This window comes from Oceanobacter sp. ABM4_470, from assembly GCF_056158645.1.
This window is the reverse complement of the sequence record NZ_JBSWTR010000001.1, coordinates 1,066,194-1,089,207: the sequence shown is the minus strand read 5'-3', so window position 1 is coordinate 1,089,207 and position 23,014 is coordinate 1,066,194. Positions and strand designations below refer to the sequence as shown.

The 23,014-nt window shown below is 54.1% G+C and carries 24 protein-coding genes; 12 read left to right on the top strand and 12 right to left on the bottom strand.

Features of this window, described 5'->3' with window-relative positions:
* Positions 1-68: 68 nt before the first annotated feature.
* Positions 69-1,424 carry a substrate-binding domain-containing protein gene (locus ACXADJ_RS04755; protein ID WP_475063638.1) on the bottom strand — a complete coding sequence of 452 codons (1,356 nt, stop codon included), beginning with the start codon at positions 1,422-1,424 and terminating at the stop codon, positions 69-71.
* Between the two features lie 179 nt (positions 1,425-1,603).
* Entirely contained in the window at positions 1,604-1,906 is a 303-nt protein-coding gene (locus tag ACXADJ_RS04750; protein ID WP_475063636.1) for a BolA family protein, read from the bottom strand.
* Positions 1,907-1,994: 88 nt separating this feature from the next.
* On the opposite strand from ACXADJ_RS04750, the gene ACXADJ_RS04745 reads away from it, so the two are divergent.
* Positions 1,995-2,687, top strand: a complete 693-nt coding sequence (locus tag ACXADJ_RS04745) for a hypothetical protein (RefSeq protein WP_475063634.1) — start codon at positions 1,995-1,997, stop codon at positions 2,685-2,687.
* Between the two features lie 141 nt (positions 2,688-2,828).
* Here ACXADJ_RS04745 and ACXADJ_RS04740 read toward each other — a convergent pair whose 3' ends face one another.
* Positions 2,829-3,020 (bottom strand): hypothetical protein, encoded by a 192-nt coding sequence (locus ACXADJ_RS04740; protein WP_028294160.1) that lies wholly within the window; start codon positions 3,018-3,020, stop codon positions 2,829-2,831.
* Positions 3,021-3,248: 228 nt separating this feature from the next.
* Between ACXADJ_RS04740 and ylqF the strand changes: the two genes are divergently transcribed.
* From ylqF to ACXADJ_RS04710, 6 genes are all read left to right on the top strand, one after another.
* Positions 3,249-4,157, top strand: a complete 909-nt coding sequence (gene ylqF, locus ACXADJ_RS04735) for a ribosome biogenesis GTPase YlqF (RefSeq protein ID WP_475063632.1) — start codon at positions 3,249-3,251, stop codon at positions 4,155-4,157.
* A 562-nt stretch (positions 4,158-4,719) separates the two neighbouring features.
* Positions 4,720-5,196, top strand: a complete 477-nt coding sequence (locus tag ACXADJ_RS04730) for a DUF2489 domain-containing protein (protein WP_475063630.1) — start codon at positions 4,720-4,722, stop codon at positions 5,194-5,196.
* 9 nt (positions 5,197-5,205) lie between these two features.
* A complete protein-coding gene (locus tag ACXADJ_RS04725) occupies positions 5,206-5,778 on the top strand; it encodes a YceI family protein (RefSeq protein WP_475063628.1) in 573 nt (190 codons plus the stop codon).
* 104 nt (positions 5,779-5,882) lie between these two features.
* Positions 5,883-6,737 carry a glutamate racemase gene (gene murI, locus ACXADJ_RS04720; RefSeq protein ID WP_475068131.1) on the top strand — a complete coding sequence of 285 codons (855 nt, stop codon included), beginning with the start codon at positions 5,883-5,885 and terminating at the stop codon, positions 6,735-6,737.
* A gap of 130 nt (positions 6,738-6,867) precedes the next feature.
* Positions 6,868-7,419, top strand: coding sequence for a GTP cyclohydrolase I FolE (gene folE / locus ACXADJ_RS04715; RefSeq protein ID WP_475063626.1), 552 nt, complete (start codon positions 6,868-6,870; stop codon positions 7,417-7,419).
* A gap of 266 nt (positions 7,420-7,685) precedes the next feature.
* The gene (locus tag ACXADJ_RS04710; protein ID WP_475063624.1) at positions 7,686-8,321 is read left to right on the top strand and encodes a hypothetical protein; all 636 of its coding nucleotides are present in this window, start codon (positions 7,686-7,688) and stop codon (positions 8,319-8,321) included.
* 151 nt (positions 8,322-8,472) lie between these two features.
* Here ACXADJ_RS04710 and ACXADJ_RS04705 read toward each other — a convergent pair whose 3' ends face one another.
* Complete coding sequence (locus tag ACXADJ_RS04705; protein ID WP_475063622.1) at positions 8,473-9,105, bottom strand: OmpW/AlkL family protein; 633 nt, start codon at positions 9,103-9,105, stop codon at positions 8,473-8,475.
* Between the two features lie 267 nt (positions 9,106-9,372).
* Here ACXADJ_RS04705 and ACXADJ_RS04700 point away from each other — a divergent pair, with 267 nt between their 5' ends.
* From ACXADJ_RS04700 to ACXADJ_RS04685, 4 genes are all read left to right on the top strand, one after another.
* Positions 9,373-11,172 (top strand): hypothetical protein, encoded by a 1,800-nt coding sequence (locus ACXADJ_RS04700; RefSeq protein ID WP_475063620.1) that lies wholly within the window; start codon positions 9,373-9,375, stop codon positions 11,170-11,172.
* 5 nt (positions 11,173-11,177) lie between these two features.
* A complete protein-coding gene (locus ACXADJ_RS04695) occupies positions 11,178-12,080 on the top strand; it encodes a helix-turn-helix transcriptional regulator (protein ID WP_475063618.1) in 903 nt (300 codons plus the stop codon).
* A gap of 84 nt (positions 12,081-12,164) precedes the next feature.
* Positions 12,165-12,419: a DUF2789 family protein gene (locus ACXADJ_RS04690; protein WP_028294169.1), complete on the top strand. Its 255-nt coding sequence runs from the start codon at positions 12,165-12,167 to the stop codon at positions 12,417-12,419.
* A gap of 136 nt (positions 12,420-12,555) precedes the next feature.
* Positions 12,556-13,068, top strand: a complete 513-nt coding sequence (locus tag ACXADJ_RS04685; RefSeq protein ID WP_475063615.1) for a hypothetical protein — start codon at positions 12,556-12,558, stop codon at positions 13,066-13,068.
* A 393-nt stretch (positions 13,069-13,461) separates the two neighbouring features.
* Here ACXADJ_RS04685 and ACXADJ_RS04680 read toward each other — a convergent pair whose 3' ends face one another.
* Both ACXADJ_RS04680 and ACXADJ_RS04675 read right to left on the bottom strand, forming a co-directional pair.
* Positions 13,462-14,073, bottom strand: a complete 612-nt coding sequence (locus ACXADJ_RS04680) for a DUF3833 domain-containing protein (RefSeq protein WP_475063613.1) — start codon at positions 14,071-14,073, stop codon at positions 13,462-13,464.
* Positions 14,074-14,610: 537 nt separating this feature from the next.
* Entirely contained in the window at positions 14,611-15,324 is a 714-nt protein-coding gene (locus ACXADJ_RS04675) for a Bax inhibitor-1/YccA family protein (RefSeq protein WP_475063611.1), read from the bottom strand.
* Positions 15,325-15,431: 107 nt separating this feature from the next.
* On the opposite strand from ACXADJ_RS04675, the gene nhaR reads away from it, so the two are divergent.
* Positions 15,432-16,442: a transcriptional activator NhaR gene (gene nhaR / locus ACXADJ_RS04670; RefSeq protein WP_475063608.1), complete on the top strand. Its 1,011-nt coding sequence runs from the start codon at positions 15,432-15,434 to the stop codon at positions 16,440-16,442.
* A gap of 27 nt (positions 16,443-16,469) precedes the next feature.
* Here the strand turns inward: nhaR and ACXADJ_RS04665 are convergent, their stop codons facing one another.
* The 6 genes from ACXADJ_RS04665 to queA all read right to left on the bottom strand — a co-directional run bounded on the left by ACXADJ_RS04665 (position 16,470) and on the right by queA (position 22,988).
* A complete protein-coding gene (locus ACXADJ_RS04665) occupies positions 16,470-17,303 on the bottom strand; it encodes a 23S rRNA (adenine(2030)-N(6))-methyltransferase RlmJ (protein WP_475063606.1) in 834 nt (277 codons plus the stop codon).
* Positions 17,304-17,413: 110 nt separating this feature from the next.
* Positions 17,414-18,328 carry a protein translocase subunit SecF gene (secF, locus tag ACXADJ_RS04660; protein ID WP_475063604.1) on the bottom strand — a complete coding sequence of 305 codons (915 nt, stop codon included), beginning with the start codon at positions 18,326-18,328 and terminating at the stop codon, positions 17,414-17,416.
* A complete protein-coding gene (secD, locus tag ACXADJ_RS04655; protein ID WP_028294174.1) occupies positions 18,328-20,187 on the bottom strand; it encodes a protein translocase subunit SecD in 1,860 nt (619 codons plus the stop codon). Before secD ends, secF begins: the two co-directional genes overlap by 1 nt.
* Positions 20,188-20,255: 68 nt before the next feature.
* Positions 20,256-20,615, bottom strand: a complete 360-nt coding sequence (yajC, locus tag ACXADJ_RS04650) for a preprotein translocase subunit YajC (protein ID WP_028294175.1) — start codon at positions 20,613-20,615, stop codon at positions 20,256-20,258.
* A 106-nt stretch (positions 20,616-20,721) separates the two neighbouring features.
* Positions 20,722-21,870: a tRNA guanosine(34) transglycosylase Tgt gene (gene tgt / locus ACXADJ_RS04645; protein ID WP_028294176.1), complete on the bottom strand. Its 1,149-nt coding sequence runs from the start codon at positions 21,868-21,870 to the stop codon at positions 20,722-20,724.
* A 44-nt stretch (positions 21,871-21,914) separates the two neighbouring features.
* Positions 21,915-22,988: a tRNA preQ1(34) S-adenosylmethionine ribosyltransferase-isomerase QueA gene (gene queA, locus ACXADJ_RS04640; protein WP_475063601.1), complete on the bottom strand. Its 1,074-nt coding sequence runs from the start codon at positions 22,986-22,988 to the stop codon at positions 21,915-21,917.
* Positions 22,989-23,014: the final 26 nt, after the last annotated feature.

The window sequence follows — 23,014 nt, the reverse complement described above, 5'->3', positions numbered from 1 at the left end:
GGCCAAACAGCATAAACGGCAGATATAAAAAGCCGCCATTTCCGGCGGTTTTTTGTGTTTTGAAACAATTAACTATTGTCTTCGTTGACCCAAACCTCAACCCGGCGGTTTTTGAGACGGCCTTCTTCTCGGTCGGCGGACGCCACTGGCAAATAGTCTCCGTAGCCCACGGACTGCTTCGGATAGATACCGGCACGAACCAACTCACGACGAACGGCCATAGCACGCAACTTGGATAACAACTGAGAGCGTTTTTCAGTCTTCTTCTTGTCACCAAAGCCGATCAACACCACATCCTTTCCACGGGAATCATGGGCTTGCAAGTATGAAACCAGGCGCTCGATGTCCTTCATCGCCTTGTTGTCCAGCTGGGCACTGCCCTCGCGGAAACGGAAATTGATGGTCAAACGTTTGGAATCATTGGTGATCTTGCGGAAATCTTCTGGCAGCTCGGCATAGGTCTCTGGCACAACGGCTTTCAGTTCCTGAGAAATAAAACCCACCTCAGCCACCACGCGCTGGCCTTCATTGTGTTGTACAAAACCCATGAACTCAGCCACGTATGGCGACAGGTTATCGTCGTCGGTATACATATACAGGCGACGGGACAAGGCATAGTCTTCGGTAGCAACGGTCAGTTTGTTTGGCTTCATCGCCTTGGCACTGCCATCCGATACGGCCAGCAGTTTGGAATCACGCACAGACGACAGGCCAACAAAACCAATGCCGTTCTGGTCAGCCGCAACGGTATCAGACAGAGCATTGTTGGACTCGAAGCGCTGGGTGCCCGCCTTCAATGGGCTTTTGCCCAGCACCATGCCCTTGAAGCTATCCCAGGTACCGGAATTCTCATCACGGGCGTACACATTGATTGGGCCAGGACGACCACCCACTTGCGACCAGTCGGTGTAGCCGCCGGAAAAAATCTCGGCAATTTCATCGACACTCAACTCGTCAATCGGGTTATCGCCGTTCACAATCACCGCCAGACCATCAATGCCAACGATATGCTCGGCGGCGCGACTGGTCATCTCCGCCATGTTCGACAGCATCGCCGCCTCTTTCGCCTTGATGGGACGAGAAGCCGCCGCAATCTGGGAGTCTCCGCTCAGCAGGCCCTTGAAGCCTGTACCAGAGCCGTGGGCAGCCACATCAACAAACACCCGGGTGCCGGTTTCAGCCACCACACCAGAAATAACCTGTTCGTTTTCAACATTGGTATCGGTGATCACAATATCCGTTGCGCCCTTCTGGGCCAGATATTCCTTGATCAATTTCGGACCCAGTTCCGCACCAATGGTGTTGGAACCGTGGATCGTAAACAATCGGACTTCACCGTCCTTGGGCAAGTCGCTGAATGGTGCCAGCGCCGCGTGGCTCATCGCCGTGATGAAAGCCAAAGCAATCGTGACTATTACGCGCATTAGGAGTATCGCCTTACTTGGTGTTTTGGAAACGGGCGCGATTCTATGAAGCCTGCATGACATTACCGTGACACAGGTCACAGCCAGAAAGCTTTCATATCGCATAGAGAGAAGTAGCCTGAATAAGCCAGGCAGCCATCCTCGACTGCCTGGCTTTTCAGGCCGGATTCAGAGTTGAATCAATGATTTTTGCCGGCGCATTCCGGCGACGCAGGAACCTCAGCCACTTCGGCCCACTCTTGCGGGGTATACAAGTGCAGCGCCAACGCGTGCACTGGACCAGACAGGGCCTCACGAAGCAAACCGTACACCATTTGGTGACGTGCCACGGCCCGTTTACCTTCAAACTGTGCCGAAACCAGAGTCAGCTTGAAATGGGAGTCCGTGGCAGGCCCTGCGTGCATGTGGCTCTCATTCAGCAAATTCACATAAACGGGTGACAAGTCTGCGATCTTTTCTTCAATATAAGCTTCAACATTCATGATGAAGTCGGTTACCTCTGGTGAATTCGATGCGTATAATCCGCCGCCCTCGCCAATAACTCAAGCCAGACAGACTACGGAGGCACCCATGAAAGGCCCAGATCAAACCAGCACCCAGAGCCTGATCGACAAATATTATCAGGAAGAACAGGACCGTCGTTTGAAGGAAAAGACCCAGGCCGACATTCTGGTGAAAGCAGAGCCTACCGATCTGGCCATGATCAACATGATTGCCAAGCGCTTCCAGAAAAACCGCGAAGAGCTGATCCGTGACGTGCTCTCCAGCGCGCTGGTTGATCTGTTTGCTCGTATGGAAGCTGGCGAACGCAAACTGCTGGCCCGCGACGCCGACGAAAACACCCGTCAGCTGGGACGTGAAATCGCCGAAGAAAACGGCATCATGGACCTCGATGTTCCTCAGTCCCACTGGGCCAACATCGAGAAGCAATTGCTGAAAGCCGAGAAAAAGCTGCAAAAAGAACAGGAGCAACAACACGCCCTGATCGAAAAAGCCAAGCAGCTGGTTCATCAAATGGAGCAGGAAGAAGCGCGCAAGAAAGAAGCTGAACAGGCGTCCAGTGCAGCCGAGCAAGAGGTTGCAACCTCTGAAGATGAAACACAAAGCGATGACAACAGCGTGCCATTCGAGCAGGACACTGCCCCGGTTTCAGAAACACCAGAATCTGAGGCATCGGATGCAGAAGCTACCGAAGCCAGCGCTGCTGAAATTGACAGCGAAGAAGACTCCTCCGACGCTGACAAGCCAGCATCGGTATTTTGAAGATGAAGCGTCCTTGCCTGCTCTTTTAACGCGGCAGGGATGACACTTTCATCGGGCTGTTGGCGCAATCCAACAGCCTGTTAGTCCATCGTGGTACAGCCATTAGCCTGAAACAGGCTTAACAACTCGCTCCTGGTGATGCTATTTACGCCAGAGGCGCAGCTCCCGAAACTCGCCGGGACCCGCTTCCATCCAAAGCAGTTCGCCCTGATCTGCAAAGACGAACTTGTTCCCTACCAGAAAACCGGCTCGACGACGCCCTGAAACAGTGGCTGACGCCTGACGGCCCTGACGCTTGGCACTACGAGCGAAATCTTCTTGCAAGACATCCATACACTTGTCTCCAACTCGACCAATTCCACACGATCACGGTCAGGTTATCCGGCAAATATGACAGTCCTGTAAACCCCTGAAAACCCACAAAGTCGGTCTTTAACGGGCCATTCATGCGCTTGATGGACGCAATCGGGGTGTCATAATCGCCATCGGACGGTTGCCCTTACCAGACCGATCTATACAATGTGCCGCCCAAATTTTTTCAGGTCAACGAGATTACACACAATGGCAGTTCAATGGTTCCCCGGGCATATGAACAAAGCCCGCAAAAAAATCAGCGAGGCAATGCCCGAAATTGATCTGGTAATTGAGGTGCTCGATGCCCGATTGCCGTTCTCCAGCACCAACCCGCTGGTCGGAGAACTGCGCCGCAACAAGCCAGTGATCAAGGTACTGAACAAGGAAGATCTGGCCGACCCCAAAACCACCAGGCTGTGGGCCGACTACTTCAACCAGCAAGACAACACACATGCCTTGCCGTTGATCGCCGAAGACAAAAGCCATCTGAAGCGCCTGACCGCCTTGATGAAAAAACTGGGCAGCAACAAGACCGATAAAAAGCAATCCATCCGCACCATGGTGATGGGGATTCCCAATGTTGGAAAATCGACCCTGATCAACGGTCTGGCGGGTCGCTACATTGCCCGCACCGGCAATGAACCGGCAGTGACCAAGTCCAACCAGCTGATCGACCTTAAAAACGGCATCGTTCTGTCCGACACACCGGGAATTCTGTGGCCAAAGTTTGAAAACGAAAACAGCGGCTATCGTCTGGCAGCCAGTGGCGCGGTAAAAGATACCGCCATTGAATATCAGGACATTGCGACCTACGCCCTTGGCCATTTGCTGGTGGCGTATCCCAACCTGCTGCAAACCCGTTACAAGCTGAAAGTATTACCAGAAACCGCCCAGCAAGCATTGGAAGAGATTGGCCGCAAACGCGGTTGCTTGCGCCCCGGCGGCATCATTGACCTGCACAAGGCATCCGAGCTGGTGCTGCATGAAATGCGCTCTGGCAAGCTGGGCCGTGTCTCTCTGGAAACCCCGGAGCTGGTTCAGGAAGAACTGGCCGCCATTGAAGCGGCTCGCCTTGCCGCCCTGGCAGAAGCGGAAGAAAATCAGGACAAGGGTTAAACCCTATAACTGGCGCGGGTCTTCTCCCGCGCCTTTCACCGTAGTAGCCCGCCAACAGCCAACGCCTCTCACCACACGCTTTCCAAACACTTTCTCTTACCAGTCATTCACTCAACCCGCCCTCAAAACACGCCCTTTGGCCATACAGGCCTGCAAACCACACAGCAGTACGTTTACACCACGTCAATCTTGTAGCTTTCCAGCGACTCCGAATGGAAGCCGGGGACCCTCTGAATAACTCAGTGCCCGCTCTGGATGACAGGGCGACGCTGCATCACGAAGCTGATTTGCAGGCCTGACGGGTCAAGTCAAAAATCAGCGACACAGAGTCAGCAATGCCCTGCCATCCCAGTAGGGCGCGGCCTGCAGGCCGCCATAACTGCGTTGGCGAATTTGGAAAGGACCAGTCATTCCACTGCATTCGCCGCCTTGTTCTGACAACCTGCAGGACTCGCGCAGAGCTGTGCAGAGTTATTCAGAGGGTCCCTAGCTGAAAAACCGCTGGCAAAACCGGTATTATGTGCGGTCAACATTTTTCGGGACTCATTGGAGCAACAGCCAAATGACTACTTTTCTGATGCTTGCGGCACTGGTTGTCGTCGCTGGACTGGCGTATTACGCCTGGAACCTGACACGTCAGGTAAAAGACATGGAAGCCCGCCAACTGGAAGAACAACGTCAGGCAGAGCAAGCCCTGCGTGACCAACAAAAAAGCCTTTTACAAGATATTCAATTTCTCTGTACTTCCGTGCTCACAGAGCAGTGTGAAATGACAGAAGGGGTCATGCGACTGCAATATTTGGTGACAGGACTTGACCCAGAGGCCTGGAACGACGATAACTTGACGACAATGCGCGACTTTTACAGTCAGGTTTCCGACATGCCCATTTTGGAGGCATACAAGAAACTAAAACCCAAACAACAGTTCGAATTGGATAAGCGCCGGCACAAACTCGAAGAACGCCACAAGGACGACATAGAGCGCGAACTGGAGTGGTTGCGAAACCACACATTTCCTAACGTGTTTTTAATCCATTAAGGATTTCTCATGATTGTTCGTACCAGCTTGTTAGCTTCCCTTGCCTTCGCCAGCCTGCCCGCTTTCGCAGATTGGAGCGTGGCGCCAGAATCGGTCGTTACTTTCCAAACCTCCAAAAACACCAACATCACCGAAACTCACCGTTTCAAGAAGGTGTCCGGCAGCGTAACCGACTCCGGTGCAGCCATGGTCAGCATTGACCTCAGCAGCATCGATTCTGGCATCGAGATCCGCGATCAGCGAATGAAAACCATGCTGTTCAATACAGGCACTTTCACCACCGCCAACTTCCAGGCCATGCTGCCCAAGGGCACGCTAGCGAAGCTGGAAGAAGGCCACTCGGAAACCTTCAAGCTGTCCGGCAGCCTGTCGCTGCACGGTGAACGCAAGAGTCTCAGTACCGACGTCATCGCAACGCCAGCGCAAGATGGCAAGCTGGTCGTTTCAACCCTGACCCCTATTATACTGAGCGCCTCTGATTTCAGCCTGACCAGTGGTATCGAATCCCTGCGTCAGGTAGCTGGCCTGAATGCCATTTCCACCACAGTGCCCGTCAATTTCACGCTGGTCCTGAATCCTTGATAAAAATTTGGGGCCGCCAGCCGACTGGCGGCCCCTAGCCTGTCCTTTTCTGCTAGTATCCCGCCCCTGAAATCGCAAGCCTGCCGGAAGCCTCGTTGATTCTTGTGTTTGACTCAGGCGTTGGTGGCCTGAGCGTTGCTCGGGAAATACGCCAACAACAGCCTGCCCGCCAGATTCACTATCTGATGGACACTGCTTTTTTTCCTTACGGTATCCGCGAGGACGACGCCTTGCGGCGCCGTATTGTGTCGGTGTGTCGTCAGGCGTGTGCAAAAATCGATGCAAAACTCTTGGTGATAGCCTGCAATACCGCCAGCACCCTGGCGTTGGAGCAGTTGCGGTCGGTTCTGGATATACCGGTTGTCGGTGTCGTTCCTGCCATCAAGACCGCTGCCCGCTACACTGTCAGTGGCCGCATCGGCTTATTGGCGACCGCAGCGACGGTACGGCGTCCCTACACGGATGACCTGATCGAGCAGCATGCCAGCCATTGCCACGTCGCCCGACTGGGTAGCAGTGAACTGGTGACACTGGCGGAAGACATGGTGCTGGCCGATGCCCGTTCTGCAAGCCACGCGGCTGTGCCACTACAACAACGGCGGCATCAGCTACAAAAGCAGCTACAGCAACTGCTGGGCGAGTGGCTGGTGCAGCATCAGCCCGATCAGGTGGTCTTGGGGTGTACGCACTTCCCGCTGCTGAAAGCCGATTTAAGTGCCTTGTGGCCAGACATTGGCTGGGTTGATTCCGGTATGGCCGTGGCTAACCGGGTCACCGATTTGTTGGCAGGGGCGGAAAAGCCGACCACTGGCGGCCTCCGGGTTCACCACACAGGTGCCGGAGCGCAAGCAAGAACATGGCAGCTGAACCTGTCAGAAATCTGGCCGGATGGCGACGAGATCATGATTGATCCGCCATCCAGCCCATGGGTTGAGCCCGAGATCAGCAACAACAGCTGACAACCGGAACAGCCGCGTTAGCCGATTTTACCGGCTGATAAACAAAACACACTTATACAAGATACAGTTCTTGTATAACTATTTATTAATTGAGTATAGTGCTCAGGTATCGAAAAACTTCGGAAACAACATGTCTGAACTCGAATCCCTATACAGCAAGGTGCTGACCGAACTTGGTGAAAACACCCAACGTGAAGGCCTGCTGGACACCCCAAAACGCGCTGCCAAGGCCATGCAATTCCTGACCAGCGGTTATCAGGGCAATCTGGAAGAGGTGACCAACGGTGCCATTTTCAGCAGCGACAATGATGAAATGGTGGTTGTGGAAGGCATTGAGTTCTACTCCTTGTGCGAACACCACATGCTGCCGTTCATCGGCAAGTGCCACATTGGCTACCTGCCAAACGGCAAGGTACTGGGCTTGTCCAAGTTTGCTCGCATCGTTGACCTGTTTGCACGCCGTCTGCAAATCCAGGAAAACATGACCAAACAAATCGCCGACGCCGTGTCCGAAGTGACCGGTTGCCGCGGTGTTGGTGTGATCATTGAAGCCAAGCATATGTGCATGATGATGCGCGGTGTACAAAAGCAGAACTCGATGATGCGCACGTCCGTTATGCAAGGCGACTTCCGCCAGAATCAGGCAACCCGCAGTGAATTCATGCGTCTGGTAGGCCTGTAACAACCTGCCGACCAATATCGGTGGATTGAATTAATATGGCAGCCCTCGGCTGCCATATTGCGTTTGGGTTCTCGCTCCACACTCCTCCATCTCACACTTCTCCATCTCGCTCTCAGTAACACCTCCATTATCCCCACCCATGTACTGATGATTTCAGGCCAGGAACCGGCCTATCGAAAAAGCATGTTGCAGCGATATTTCATCCAGACTACTGTTTAAAGACAGGATGGATTTCTGCTGGATCATACCTTTCGGGGGGATAGCACATGAAGCGTGTAACTCTGGCATTCTGGCTGACTTGCTCAGCGTTCTCCAATGCTGCCATGGCAGCTCAACCACTCAACACCCACACCCAACCAAACAAGCACGCCCACGTGGCCTTTAGCGGCCAACCACTCACACTACTCAGCACCCACAGCCGCGATATTGGCTACCTGCCACAGGCCTATACCGGGCAATATTTTGAAGCGTCCGACCGCACGCACGGTGTACGTCAGCTTAATCTCACCGTTCACAGCGACGTGCTCAGTGGCCGAACCATTGGCATGAACCTGCTGGAACAGATCGTCATCAACGAAAACTGGGAAACCGTACTGGAGCTTGAAGACCGCATGAACAGTCTGGTGAAAATGCTCGACCGTCGACTGGTGAAAGGCGATCACATCATCATTGAGTACACCGAAGGGCGCGGCTCAGAGATTCAGGTACAAGGGGAGTTTATGGGAATTCTATTGGGGCAGGATTTATTCGACGCCATTGCCTCCAGCACAGCAAGTCCGCTCACCATGGCAACACCCTCCATTTCCAACCTGTCTGCACCAGAGCCGTCCAGACCACAGCAATCACTGCTAAAAACCAACCTGAAAACACCGGAATCAGGCATTGCCAAGGTTTCGCTTTAGTCTCGCAGCAACAAACCGGGCTAAGAAACAGCTACCAAAAAAACAGCTCCGAAAAACAGAAAAGACGGCCGGAGCCGTCTTTTCTGTTTTCAGGTACTGCAGTCAGATACTTCTTTTTGAGCGTAGAGAGCGATTCGAGGGGTAATCGCAATCAGAACTTGTAGCCAGCACTAACGAAGTAGACCAGCGGGTCGATTTCTACATCCAGTCCGTCAGCGGCGCCACCTTTGATCTTGGTGTCGATATCCATCTTCCAAACGGATGCGTTCACCAGCCAATGTTCATCCAGCTGGTAATCAATGCCGGCGGAGTATGCCAGCCCCCAGCTTGGCTCCAGACCGTTGGTCCCCAGATTCCCGTCGTCTTTTTCATCAAAGAAGAAGGTGTAGTTCAGGCCCAAGCCAACATATGGCTGCAATTTGGAGCCTTCACCCATTGGGTAATATTGAGCCGATACAGTGGGTGGCAGCTGCTTGGAGGTCGCAATGGTTGCACCATCGATAGCACCACCATCACCTTCTACTTCGTGTTCAAACGGCGTGGCGGCCAGTAACTCCACGCCGAAGTTTGGAGACACCATGTAAATTGCAGTCAGACCAAGCTGAGTGTCGTTCTGTGCATCCAGCTCACTGCCTGGCACCAGTGCGCTGCTGTCAGCATTCCCATCCTTTGGAGCAACCGTAATCACACCGGCTTTAACAATGATATCGCCGCCTTCATACGCCAGTGCTGGCATGGCAGAAAAAACAACAGCAGAAGCCAACAGGGTTTTCAACATTTTCATAATGCACTCCTAGATACCGTGCGCTTGTCAGATGTGGCCAGATTAAAGTCTGCACCCGGCCCCTCTTTGACCCAAATCAAACGCCGTCCCGGCACCATCGCGCATCTGCTGCCAAACTTGTGGCAGGTCAAGTTGGAACAAAGCGGACAAATCTTTACCCCTGCGCTGGCATGAAATTTTCTTGCTCAACCTCGCATGTTTCGGCCCTTCCACTAGACTTGTTACTGATTTGCAACTTGTTGTCACCAGAAAAGGAATGCCCTGCCAGTGAAGTTACTGACATCCGCCTTCAGTACCCGAGTCGGCCAACGCCTGCTGCTGTCTTTGCTGATCGCCAGTCTGACGATCACCATGACGACGCTGGCGTGGATACTGGCGCTTGACTACAACCAGGGGAAAACCAACGTCACCAACAACCTGTCACGGCTCGAAGAAAGTTACCGTTCCAGCTTGGCCATCAGCCTCTGGAACTTTGATGAACAACAACTGATGGCCCAAATGCAGGGCTTTCTGAATTTTGAAGGCATTGAATACGTGGTGCTTCGTAGCAAGGACTTTGGCGACCTGGAGTCCGGTACACCCCTGAAGGAGCCCGACTTCGACTATCAGTTTGACCTCATTCACAGCAACGCCAGCCAATCGATTCATCTGGGCAAAATTGAGATTCAGGGCAGTTTTGCCCACGTCCGCCAAACCGTCCTGAAACACGGGCTGCAGCTGGCGGCGGTGCAACTGATCACCACCCTGGTCATTGCCATCGTACTGATGCTGTTGATTCATTTGCACATCACCCGCCACCTGCAACACCTGGGCAACTGGGCCAGGTCGTTCTCCATTGCCCGGCCAGATAACAAGCCGTATTTACGGCGTAACCGGCGCAAGGCCCGCAGGGACGAACTCGATACCCTGGTGGAAGCCTTTGAGTGGATGCAACAAACCATCGTCAGCGATACCACACAGCAGGAAATCGCTACCCAGGCGCTGAGCTACACCCACGAGCAGCTCAACATGGCGATTGAAAACACCGAGCTGGGTTACGGCAAATACCGCGTTAAAGAAGGCAAACTGGAGATAAACCGCAACTTCTGCCAACAACTGCGAATCACCCAGAGCGAGCTGGACCAGCTGGAAAACCCGCTGCACCGCATTCTCGAACGCATACAGGGTGATCAGGCAGAAACCCAACGGGAACGTATCTATCAGCTGCTGCAAGGCCGTGTTCGGCGTGTCAGAGGCGACTTCCGCGTACTCAAGTTCAACGGTCAGGATGGCTATCTGGAAATCAGCTTCCACGCCTTCAGTTTTCACAACAACCAGCCCGAAGAAGTGATTATTTGCTGTTCCGACCGCACCTCGGAAATGAACGGCCGCATTCAACTGCAAGAACTGAGTGCACGAATGGAGGCCTCGTTGCGCAGCCAGCGTGAGGATTTCCAGCACGAACTGCTGGAAAAAACCAACAAACTGAACAGGGTTGAACGCGAACAGGCGCGGGTCAGCCAACGGCTGGCCTCGCTACAACACCGGCGTATTTTCGAGACGCTGGAAGCCTTGTTGAACAGTGCCTCGGAAGCCGTTATCCAATGTCGTCAGTGCGATAACAATAGCCAGAATCAGGCCCATCAACTGACGCTCGCCCATCGGGCTCTGGCGTTGATCGCTTCGGCCGACCCACAACCATTCGATCTCGTGCTGCACATTCGCAAACAGCTTGAGCTAGCGTTAGGCAATGAGTTGGTAAAAGTAAGAAGCCAGTTCCCAAGAACCCTGATCATCACCAGCAACGCCGCTGTCATCGACTACATTCTCGACCAATTGGTGGCGTACCCAGCCCAGCAGTTTGGCCTCAAGGCCGAGCAATTATCCCTGAGGCTGGAGCTACAGGATCAGCTGCTGATCATGCGGATAGCCTGGCAGGACAACGGCCATCATCTTGATACCCTGTTCCCATTCCCATCACGGGAACTGTGCGCCGATTTGTCAGAAATGGAGCTTCGCGGTAATTTACAGTTTGAGGAGGCCAACGGCCTGCTTTCCGCTGTTATTACGATTGATCTGGATGGCTGAACAACATGCATTCCCGCGACCCAAGGGAAATTCACCGACTTATTCACCTGGTTATGCAAACCGGGCCGACCGAACCACGTGCCGCACTGCTGTGCCACTCGCTGCAGCAACAGCTGGCAGCCATTGATGCCGCCGCTATGGGTGGCATGCACGGTAGCCAACTCAGCCACACCGACAAGGAAAACCTGCACCTGATTTTGCAGGCCAGCCTGACCGATGCGGATTTGTTGTCGTGGTGGGGACGCTTCGCCCGACTGACAATGCCGGGCATCGACGTGCGCCTGCACATCGAAAAAAAGGATGCCTGCGTATCCATCCACTGCGATCAGCTGGGCGGCCTGCCTGATGCCCTTGCCCGCCCTCTGAACCAGTATCTGGTGGCATACACCGAAAGCCGTCTGGCTCATGGACTCATGGAGCTGGGTTTTCTGGATACCAATCGCCGTGTCAGTGCCAGCAGCGAGAATCGCTACCCGCTGCCGGGCAACCCGGAACGCAAAGGCTCCATTCCTGCCGTGCGTGCGCGCCAGCAATGCCACAAAGCACTGGCGTTGTTGCCCGGTAGCGAACACGACCTCGGCGTAGCCATTTCCAACTGGATCGAGAAACAAACGTTGGTGCCTTGCATCGACGACTGTGCCGAAGCGTTCAAAACCAGCGCCCGTACCCTGAATCGCAAACTGGCGATGATTGGTATCCGCTACAACGGTCTGCAAGAGCAACATCGCAGCTTCCGCGCCTTGCAAGGCCTGCAAGATCAGGAACGACCCATCTGGCAAATTGCCGAGGATTTGGGCTACGATAACCAGGCCAACTTTGGCCGCGCCTGCCGTCGCTGGTTTGGCCAGTCGCCCAAGGTTCTGAAAGAAATGCTCAATCCGCCCTTGCAACAAGAATTGCGCTGGTAGCCATAAGCAGTTATCGACAGAGCATGGAACAATGTCCCGGTTTGCGTATCTGATTTCCCGTTAGACTTTGATCAGGAGGCAGTTATGCAAACCCAACACCACGATCTTGGACAGCTGTTTCAACAACTCGGCCTGCCCAGCGACGATTACTCCATCGAACATTTCATTGAAAGCCAAAAGCCCTTGGCCAGCACGACCCGGGTAACCGACCTGGATTGCTTCTCACGGGCGCAGAAGTCGTTCTTGCTCGAATCCCTGATCGAAGACTCAGACTGGGCAGAAGCGGTCGACACACTGGATGCCCTGCTGCATCAACCTGCCGACATTCGTCCTTCCTGACCGTCTGGCCGCATCCCATAACAACAAGGTGCGGCCGTTCGCCCTGAAGCCACATCCTGCCCGTACCTGAACAGCTTGAAAGCAAGCCGCAGGACGCTTACAGTCGCGACTCTTCTACACAGATACGAGGTTCGCTGTGGCCTACCCACATTTCATCGCTATTGATTCAAGCTCCTACGAAGAGGAAGCGCATCCGATTGCCATCGCCTGGTCACTGGCCGATGGCCGAATCAAAACCACGCTGATTCAACCGGACGATGGCTGGGAAGACTGGGACTACGCACTGGAAGACATTCATGGCATCTCGCAAGACACGCTTTATCAGCGTGGCGAAACCACCTGGGCGATCGTTCGGGAGCTGGAAAACGACCTCGATCAGACCTACCTGATGACCGAGGAAGAAGAGCGCACAGAAATGCTACTGGGCAAAATCTACGAGGCCTGCAACCGCGAACTGAGCCTGGAAGTGGGCGACTACTCGGAAGAGATTTCAGACCGTGAAGCCGTCAGCGAAGCCACTGACGCTCTTTTCCACCAGCAGCTGGCCTGCGATGACCGAGTGCTGGTGATGCTGCAAACCTGGGCCCGAGAACACGGCGAAAGTGTGGTGTTTGACGAAGAAGAATCGGACGAAGAATCCGATAGCTAACCCCAACAACGCTATCCTTTAGGGGACATCTATTTAATCCGGTGCTCACTCTGGGCTACCGGGTGGTTTCGAATCTCGAAGCCGACTTGCAGGCCTGACGGGTCAAGTCAAAAGTCGGCGACACTGAGTCGAGATCATCCGGCAGCCCCCGCAGGGCGCGGGTTGCCGCTGCCCAGTACTGTGTTGACGAACTTGGAAAGACTCGGCCGGAGAGGTACGTCATTCCACTGCGTTCGTCGCCTTGCACTGAACAACGGCAACACTCGCGCAGAGCCGTGCAGGATTAAATAGATGTCCCCTTTACGAGCGAACGTCTTAGCAAGCTCTACATACAAACATGCTGCCCGCAGGCAGCATGTTGAATCAGATCTGGGTGGATCACACGCTGTGCGCTCACATCGACACACGCTCGATATTGGAAGGCTGCAGCCCACCCGGTAAGCACATATCGGAATGGCCCGCCTTACGAATCGTCAAAATCACCCGACCAACCGTAAAACCAAACTTGCTCATGCGGGTTTCGTTGACGATGGTGCGGTTGTTTACCTGAAACATCCAGTCATCCATGTTCAGCTTGACGGTATCGCCCTCTCCCGTCTGGTAGTGCAGAACGTATTCCATGTTCAGACTGTTGCCTGCAAACTGCATCCGGGTGGCTTCCGGCACATCGTTGGCCCGAGCCAGATAACTGCCCGTGCCGTCCGGTACCAGAGTCCAGATACGCTTTTCGTAATCGCCTTCAACACGATCATTGAACTGGAACACCTCATCCAGTGTACCGACGCCAGCACTGTCCCAGCTGGCATTGATACGGGCCGAGAAGTGGCGGCTGACGCGGCCACGATAATCCTTGACGATGCCGTCCGCACACAGACGACCATCAAAAAATTGCTTCGGGTCCAGCACCGGAGTCATGTCCGAATAATACTGAACACTGGTCGAGCTACAGCCCGTCAAAGCCAGAAGCACACCGCCCAACACAGCGGATTTGATAACACGTTTCATAATTCACCCTGAAACTGGCTTGTATGTGCATAGTGTATCGGATAACACTTGTACAAAACATATGCAGAAAGAAAAGCCACATGGCGTAGTGTGGAAAGAGACTGTTGCCGAGCAAAGCCCCTGAATGACCGAATTAGTCATTTTGCCGGGTTCGCTTGATAAATCGGGCCTTGCACTCAAGATCCACCAGCGAAAATATACTGTATTTGTAATCGCCAATCTGGACGTAACTGGCAACTTCCTTATGCAAGCTGGGCCAATGTCGCTTGAACACCTTGGCCGGATAAAAAATCGTCGGGCTACCTCGGAAATAACTTTTTGCCAAAGTATCCCCGGCGGCCTTGGCATCACGGTCACGGCACTCTGCCACGGCCGACACAGACCCCAGCAACAATAGCAGCACAGCACACACGCCCGACAGTTTGCCCATTGTACGCCCCCGAAATAACACCTTTTCAGATCCTAGAATAAAAAAGCCCCGATGACACGAGGCCATCGGGGCGATCTCTTCTTGAGCACAGAAGAAACAGAACGCGATTACTCGTCGCTACCCAGCACGCCAAAGATTTGCAGCAGGCTTACGAACAGGTTGTACAGAGACACATACAGCGACACGGTCGCCATGATGTAGTTGGTTTCGCCACCATGCAGAATGTTGCTGGTTTCGTAAGCGATCAAACCACTCATCAGGATCACGAACAGGGCAGACACTGCCAGGCCCAGCGCTGGGATTTCAAAGAAGAAAGCACCCAGCGACAGTACGAAGGCTGTGATAATGCCGACCATCAGGGTCTTGCCCCAACCGGACAGATCCTTACCGGTAGACAGCACCCAACCGGACATACCGAAGAAGATCAGGCCGGTGGTGCCCAGAGCATTCATGATGATGCCGTTACCACCCGGGATGCTGGCGTACATGGACAGAATCGGGCCCAGGGTGTAACCCATAAAGCCGGTCAGTGCGAAAACAGACAGAATGCCCATCGCGCTGTCCTTGGTCTTGTGAACCGCAAACAGTAAACCAAAGTAACCCACCAGCGTCAGGATGAAGCCCGGGTGCGGCAAGTTCATGGCCATGGAAACACCGGCTACCGCGGCACTGAACAACAGTGTCATGGACAGCAGCATGTAGGTATTGCGCAGAACCTTACGGCCGTCCGCCGTAACGGCACTGTTCTGTGGCTGCTCCAGCACAACGGAGTCAACACGACTCTCGGCAGGCTTGGAGTTCAGATAGTCTGGACGACTCATAGATATTCTCCTTAGGATTTGTTTTCCAACAGCTTGCTATTTTATGGAACCGTCGTCGAAAATAATATTCGAATTAACTAACACCAATAGCTCGGTTTTTACGAAGTATGCGACGTCTTAACTACAAGCATTTGCAGTATTTTCACGCCGTTGCTGCGGAAGGCAGCGTCCAGGGTGCCGCTGAACGTCTGAACGTTACACCGCAGACCATCAGTGGCCAGCTAAAGTTGCTGGAAGACGACATGGGCGTCAATCTGCTTGTGAAATCCGGCCGCGGCCTGGAGTTGACCGACGCCGGCCACGTGGCGATGGATTATTGCAAACAGATCTTTCAGTTAGGCGACGAGCTGCAGGAAGTGATGAATCTGGGCATTACCGAGCGGCCAACGGAATTCCGGGTCGGCATTGTCGATGCCTTACCCAAGTCCATTGCCCACCGGTTGCTACTGCCAGCCCTCGACCTGCCCGGCCAGATGCGGGTGGTGTGCCACGAAGAGCAAATGTCGGTACTGCTTGGGGAATTGGCGGTTCACAGACTCGATCTGGTGCTGGCTGACAGTCCTATTCCGCCGGGTATGAACATTCGCTGCTTTAACCAACTGTTGGGGCAAAGCCGACTGGCGTGCTTCGCCACCACCGACCTGATTGAGCGCCACGTAGCAAGCGTGTCTGAATCGGACCCAGACACCGCCCAGCAACGCAGACCCTTCCCGCAATGCTTGACCGATGCGCCAGTGCTGTTGCCAACCGATACCGCATCAGGTCTTAGAACCGATCTGCTGAGCTGGTTCAACCGCACGGGCATCACACCAAGAATCACCGGCGAGTTTGACGATTCGGCATTGTTAAAAGCCTTTGGCAGTCAGGGACATGGGTTTTTCTTTGCACCGGCGGTGATCGCCGAAGAAATTTGCACCCGCAACACGGTGCAATGCATCGGCGTGGTAGACGAGCTGAGCCAGCAGTTTTACGCCATTTCCGCCGAGCGACGCATTCGCCATCAGGCGGTAAAAGCCATTACCGAACAAACGCCGCTTGCTGAAGCCACTCCCGAACCGGAAAGCAAAAAGGTAAAGAAAAAAGAAAAGAGCAGCGACGAGGGCGAAGCAGACGGATAACCCGCTCCTGCCCTCTCTACAGCAGATTTACTCTTCGACCAGGGTTTCGCAGCGGAATTGACCACTACTACCACCCAGATGCTGCGCCAATCGAGGCAGTACATCCTGCATTTTCTGCATCAGGGTGAACGGCGGATTCACCACCAGCATGCCTGACGAGGTCATGCCACGGCCTTCCGTGTCTGCCTGCAAGCCCAGTTCAAACACCTGGATATTGCGGATACCGGTTTTGCGGAACTGCCGCTCCATCTCATCAATGCGGTCACGATCCACCACCGGATACCAGATGGCGTAAGTTGCCGTTGCCATGCGTCGGTGCGCCTTTTCAACGGTTTCAACCACGGTCTGATAATCGGTTTTGATCTCGTAAGGTGGGTCAATTAATACCAGGCCGCGACGAGCCTTGGTCGGTAGCAAGGCCACCAGCCCCTGAAAACCGTCTTCGTTACGCGCCTTGATGCGGCGCTCTCGATACGTCAGCTGCTCCAGACTGCCAAATTCCCGAGGATGCAGTTCAAACAGATAGCCTTGATCCTGCTCCCGCAGCATCTGCCAGCCAAACCACGGCGAGCCAGGATAAGTGGTTGCCCCATGCTCTGCCCGCCCCTGTTCAACCAACGCCAGATAGCTGGCCAGTTCCGGCCATTGCTTGGCATCAAGTTTGGCAATACCGGTGAGGTATTCCCGGTTTTTGCCGGATTCTGCCGACTCCAGCTGATACATGCCCGCCGCCGAGTGGGTATCAATGTACACAAACGGCTTGTCCTTGCGATGCAGGTATTCAAGCACCTCAACCTGCACAAAGTGCTTCAGAACATCGGCAAAGTTGCCAGCGTGAAAGGAATGGAGATAACTCAGCATGAAAACACTCTTTCAAAATAGGGGCAGTCCGGATTAACCGAACGCCAGAAACAAACATGCCGCAAACCCAAGGGCTGCGGCATGTGATGATATGACCGTTGCAAAGGTGCTTACGGACGGTCGTCGATCTCTTCCTCAATCTCTGGCGGAATCAAATCCTCGCGGGTCAGATTCAGCGCCATCAACAGGGTCGCGGCAACATAGATGGATGAGTAAGTACCAATCACAATACCCACGGTCAGCGCCATGGCAAAGTTATGGATTAACTCACCGCCCACAAACAACAGCGCCAACAGCACCAGAATGGTGGTGAAGGACGTCATCAGGGTACGGTCCAGTGTTTTGTTGATGGCGTTGTTCATGATTTCCGCTGCATCACTGTGACGCATGGTACGGAAGTTTTCACGAATACGGTCCGCGACAACGATGGTGTCGTTGAGCGAGTAACCAATCACCGCCAGCAAGGCCGCAAGCACAGTCAGGTCGAATTCCAGCTGGAACAAGGAGAATACACCCAGGGTAATCAACACGTCGTGGAACAAGGCAGCAACCGAGCCCACTGAGAACTTGAACTGGAAACGCGCGGCAACGTAGATCATCACCACACCCAATGCCATCAGCAGCGCCAGGCCGCCCTGGTCACGCAGCTCTTCGCCCACGTTGGCACCCACAAATTCGCTGCGCATCAGCGTCAGCTGGTTGCTGGCGTCAACTTGTTGCAGCACTTGCAGAACCTCGTTGCCAAGGTCGGCACGGAAGGCTTCGGACATACGCATCAGGATGTCGGTTTCAGAACCAAAGGTCTGCACCGTGACGTCCTTGTAGCCTGCGGCTTCCAGCGCAGATGAAATCTGCTCCACTGGCTGGGCTTTTTCGTATTGAACTTCCAGCAGCGTACCGCCAGTGAAATCCAGACCCAGGTTCAGACCTTGCACAGACAGGGAAATGATCGAAGCCAGCAACAATGCGCCAGAAAACAGCAGCGCAAAGCGACGGTACTTCATAAAGTCGAAGGCAAATTTCATCAGACGTTACCTCCGATGGACAGGGTTTGCAGGCGGCGACCACCGTAAATCCAGTTGGTCAGCGCACGGGTCAACATGATCGCAGTGAACATGGAGGTGATGATGCCGAACGACAGGGTAACGGCGAAGCCTTTCACCGGACCGGTACCTACCGCGAACAGAATCACCGCCACAATCAGCGTGGTCAGGTTGGCATCCAGAATGGTGGTAAAGGCACGGTTGTAACCTTCGTGAATGGCTTGCTGTGGTGAGCGACCGGCCCGCAATTCCTCACGAATACGCGAGAAAATCAGCACGTTGGCATCCACCGCCATACCGACGGTCAGAACAATACCGGCGATGCCCGGCAGCGTCAGCGTGGCGCCAACAATACTCATGAGGGCAATCAGCACCACGATATTGGCAATCAGCGCCACGTTGGCGATCAGGCCGAATACACGGTAGTAAACGGTCATCAACACCAGCACCAGCGCCAGACCCAGAATCACCGAGTTGGTACCTTGCTGAATGTTCTCTTTACCCAGGCTTGGGCCAACGGTACGTTCTTCAACAAAGTACATCGGCGCTGCCAGCGCACCAGCGCGCAGCAACAGGGCCAGTTCGGATGCTTCAGCAGATTCCAGACCAGTAATACGGAACGAGGAACCCAGCTGGCTCTGAATGGTGGCCAGCGAGATGATGGACTTCTCCACCACCTGAATGGTTTTTGGCTGTTCAACGCCGTCTACCATTTCATAAATGGTCTTCGGCTTACGCTCAACGAACAACACTGCCATACGACGTTTGATCGCCTTACGGGTTACCTGCGCCATGATGGCACCGCCCTTGGAATCAAGGTCAATGTTCACCTGTGGCATGCCGTTTTCATCAAACGACGGTTGAGCGTTGGTCACGCTGTCACCGGTGGTAATCACGGTTTTTTGCAGACGCGCAGTGCGGAACTCGTCACTGCGGAACGGGTATTCTTCAGTGGTAATGCGAGAAGCACCTGGCTCGGCTTCCAGACGGAATTCCAGGTTGGCTGCCTTGCCCAGAATCTTCTTGGCTTCAGCAGTATCTTGTACGCCCGGCAACTCAACTACGATGCGGTTGCGGCCCTGACGCTGCACCAGCGGCTCGGCAACACCCAGCTCATTCACCCGGTTACGCAGGGTGGTCAGGTTTTGCTTCAGCGCATAGTCTTCCAGTTCCTTGATTTTCTGTTCGGTCACAGACAAACGCACCAGATAACGGTCGTTTTCATCAAGGTCTTCACGCAGGAATTCCGGGTATTCACGAGACAGGAAAGAGTCGGCTTCGTCGCGTACCGCAGCATCCACAAAGTGAACGTCAATGTGGTTGCCTTCAACCACTACACGACGGTATTTAATGCCTTCTTCACGCAGGCGGGTGCGCAGCTCTTCGCGGTAGTTCTTGATGCGACCAGCCATGTAGTCTTCCATGTCCACTTCCATCAGGAAGTGCACACCGCCGCTCAGGTCCAGACCCAGTGTCATCGGGCCCGCGCCCATCGACAACAGCCAGTCCGGCGTCGTCGGCGCCAGGTTAAGTGCAACAATGTAATCGTCACCCAACTCGCGTTGTACCAGATCCTTGGCCGCCAGTTGATGCTCGGAAGAGGTCAAACGCACCAGCGCGGTGCTGCCGTTGACTTCGTCTGCCAGCACATCAATGCCGTTTTGCTGAAGGATTTCATTTACGTTGCTGACAACGCTCTGGGACATTTCCGCGCCAGCTTGCGCTGGAGTCACCTGAATGGCGGGATCGGGTGGATACAGATTCGGCGCTGCATAAACAGCGGCCAATGCCAATACAAACAGTATCAGCAGGTTTTTCCATAGGGGATATTTGTTGAGCATAACCTGCCCTTGTGAATACTCGGATCAGACACAGCCGTAACCTGTGTTACGGCTGTGGTGGAAGGGAATTAACCCAGAACGTCCTTGATGGTGCCTTTTGGCAGCACCATGGTTACTGCAATTTTCTGCACTGGCAGTTCAATGCCATTGCCTACTTCCAGCACAACGAAGTCTTCAGAAACCTTGGTTACACGACCCAGCATGCCGCCAGCCATGACCACTTCATCACCCTTGTTCAGGTTGCCGATCAGTTCCTTGTGCTCTTTCTGACGCTTGGACTGTGGACGCCACAGCAGGAAGTAGAAGATCAACAGGAAACCACCCAGGAAGACCAGCTGACCCATGGCACCCATTGGGCTTTCACCAGCACCTTCAGCCAGCGCAGCGCTGGATACAGACATCGCGATCAGAGCGAACAAAGCTTTCATCTAGTTATTTCTCCAAAAACATCCCGGCTACCCTATCATGGGCACACGACACTTATTTTACGCCGCCGCATCAACGACGACGTTATGAAACGGTGGCCAAGCCTGATCAAACGTTCTGTTCAGGGCTTTCTGGCGCGTCCAAAGGTGGCGTTGTTCTGCCACGCTTGGCATAAAAGTCATCTACAAAGCTCGCAAATGTACCTTCTTCCAGAGAACGGCGCAAACCAGCCATGAGGGTCTGGTAGTAGTGCAAATTGTGAATGCTGTTCAAGGTTGCACCCAGAATTTCCCTACATTTATCAAGGTGATACAGGTAAGCACGGCTGTAGGTGCGGCAGGTGTAGCAGTCACATTCCGCATCAATTGGCCCGGTATCGTTACGATTTGCGGCGTTGCGGATTTTCAGCACGCCGGTGGACGTAAACAGATGGCCGTTACGGGCATTACGGGTTGGCATCACGCAATCGAACATATCGACACCGCGACGAACCCCTTCAACCAGGTCTTCCGGTTTGCCAACCCCCATCAGATAGCGAGGTTTATCTTGCGGCATTTTCGGCGTGGTGTGAGACAGAATGCGCAGCATGTCCGGCTTTGGCTCACCCACACTCAGACCGCCAATGGCGTAACCATCAAAGCCGATATCGGTCAGGCCTTGCAGCGACTCATCGCGCAGGTCTTCGTACATACCGCCCTGAATAATGCCAAACAGCGCCGACGGATTGTCGCCATGAGCGGCCTTGGAACGCTCCGCCCAGCGCAATGACATCCGCATGGAATCCGCGGCTTCTTTTTCGGTCGCCGGGTACGGCGTGCACTCGTCGAAAATCATCACAATGTCAGAACCCAGATCACGCTGAACCTGCATTGAGCTTTCCGGCGTCATCAGCACCTTGTCGCCATTCACCGGAGACTGAAAGGTCACCCCTTCTTCGGTGATCTTGCGCATATCGCCCAGGCTGAACACCTGAAAACCGCCGGAGTCGGTCAGAATGGGTTTGTTCCAGCCAATGAAGTCGTGCAAGTCGCCGTGCTGTTTGATCACTTCCGTGCCCGGACGCAGCATCAGGTGGAAAGTGTTGCCAAGAATGATGTCGGCCCCCAGCTCTTCTACCTGATCCGGGTTCAGCCCCTTCACCGAGCCATAAGTGCCCACCGGCATAAACGCCGGAGTCTGGATATCGCCGCGCGGAAAGGAAATTTTACCGCGTCGGGCATGGCTGCTGTCGTCGCTGGTCATCAGCTCGAAGCTCATCATGCATTGGCGGGCAGATTGAGCGGACTTGTTGGTTTCGGAACTCATTGGATCTCCTCAGCACCGTCATTAGAGGCCGGTACGAAATCCGGGCTCTGTGGACGGGTCAGCAACATGGCATCGCCATAGCTGTAAAAACGGTATTGTTCGGCAACGGCATGCTCATACGCAGCCATGGTGTGCTCTTTGCCACAAAAAGCAGACACCAGCATGATCAGGGTCGATTCCGGCAAATGGAAGTTGGTGATCATGGCGTCAACCGACCGGAATTGGTAACCCGGGTAGATAAAGATACGGCTGTCGCCCTGAAATGGCTCGATCACCCCGGAAGTACTGGCACTTTCCAGGCTGCGTACCGAGGTTGTACCGACCGCAATCACACGACCGCCATTGGCGCGGGTCTGTTTTACGGCGTTGGCAACCTGTTCACTGACTTCAATGTACTCGGCATGCATTTCATGCTGGGTAACATCATCAACCTTGACTGGCTGAAACGTACCGGCACCCACGTGCAGGGTGACAAACTCGGTCTTCACGCCCTTTTCACGAATCGCATCCAACAACGCATCATCAAAATGCAAGCCCGCCGTCGGCGCCGCGACGGCGCCAGGCTTTTCGGCATACACGGTTTGATAACGTTCACGGTCAAAGTCGTTATCTTCGCGTTCCATATAGTGAGGCAAAGGAATATGACCCGCCTGTTCCAGCAACTCCAGCACACTGCCTTCGGCGTCAAAACGCAAATGGAACAGCGTGCCCTGACGGCCAAGTACTTCCACATTATGGCCAGCAACCTTGAGTATCTGACCGGCCTTTGGAGAGCGGCTGGCTTTTACATGGGCCAATGCTTCGTTGTCGTCCAGCAAACGCTCAACCAGCATTTCTACCTTGCCGCCGGTTTCCTTTTCGCCGAACAGTCGCGCCGGAATCACGCGGGTATTGTTGAATACCAACAAATCGCCAGGCTGAACAAAGTCCAGAACGTCCTTAAAGGTACTATCTGTTAACGCGCCGGTTTGACCATCGAGTTTCAATAACCTCGACGCCGTGCGTTCTTCTGCCGGGTAACGGGCAATCAGCTCGTCTGGCAGGTGAAAATTAAAGTCACTGGTTTTCATGAGAGGGATTCAGTTGAAGCACAGCT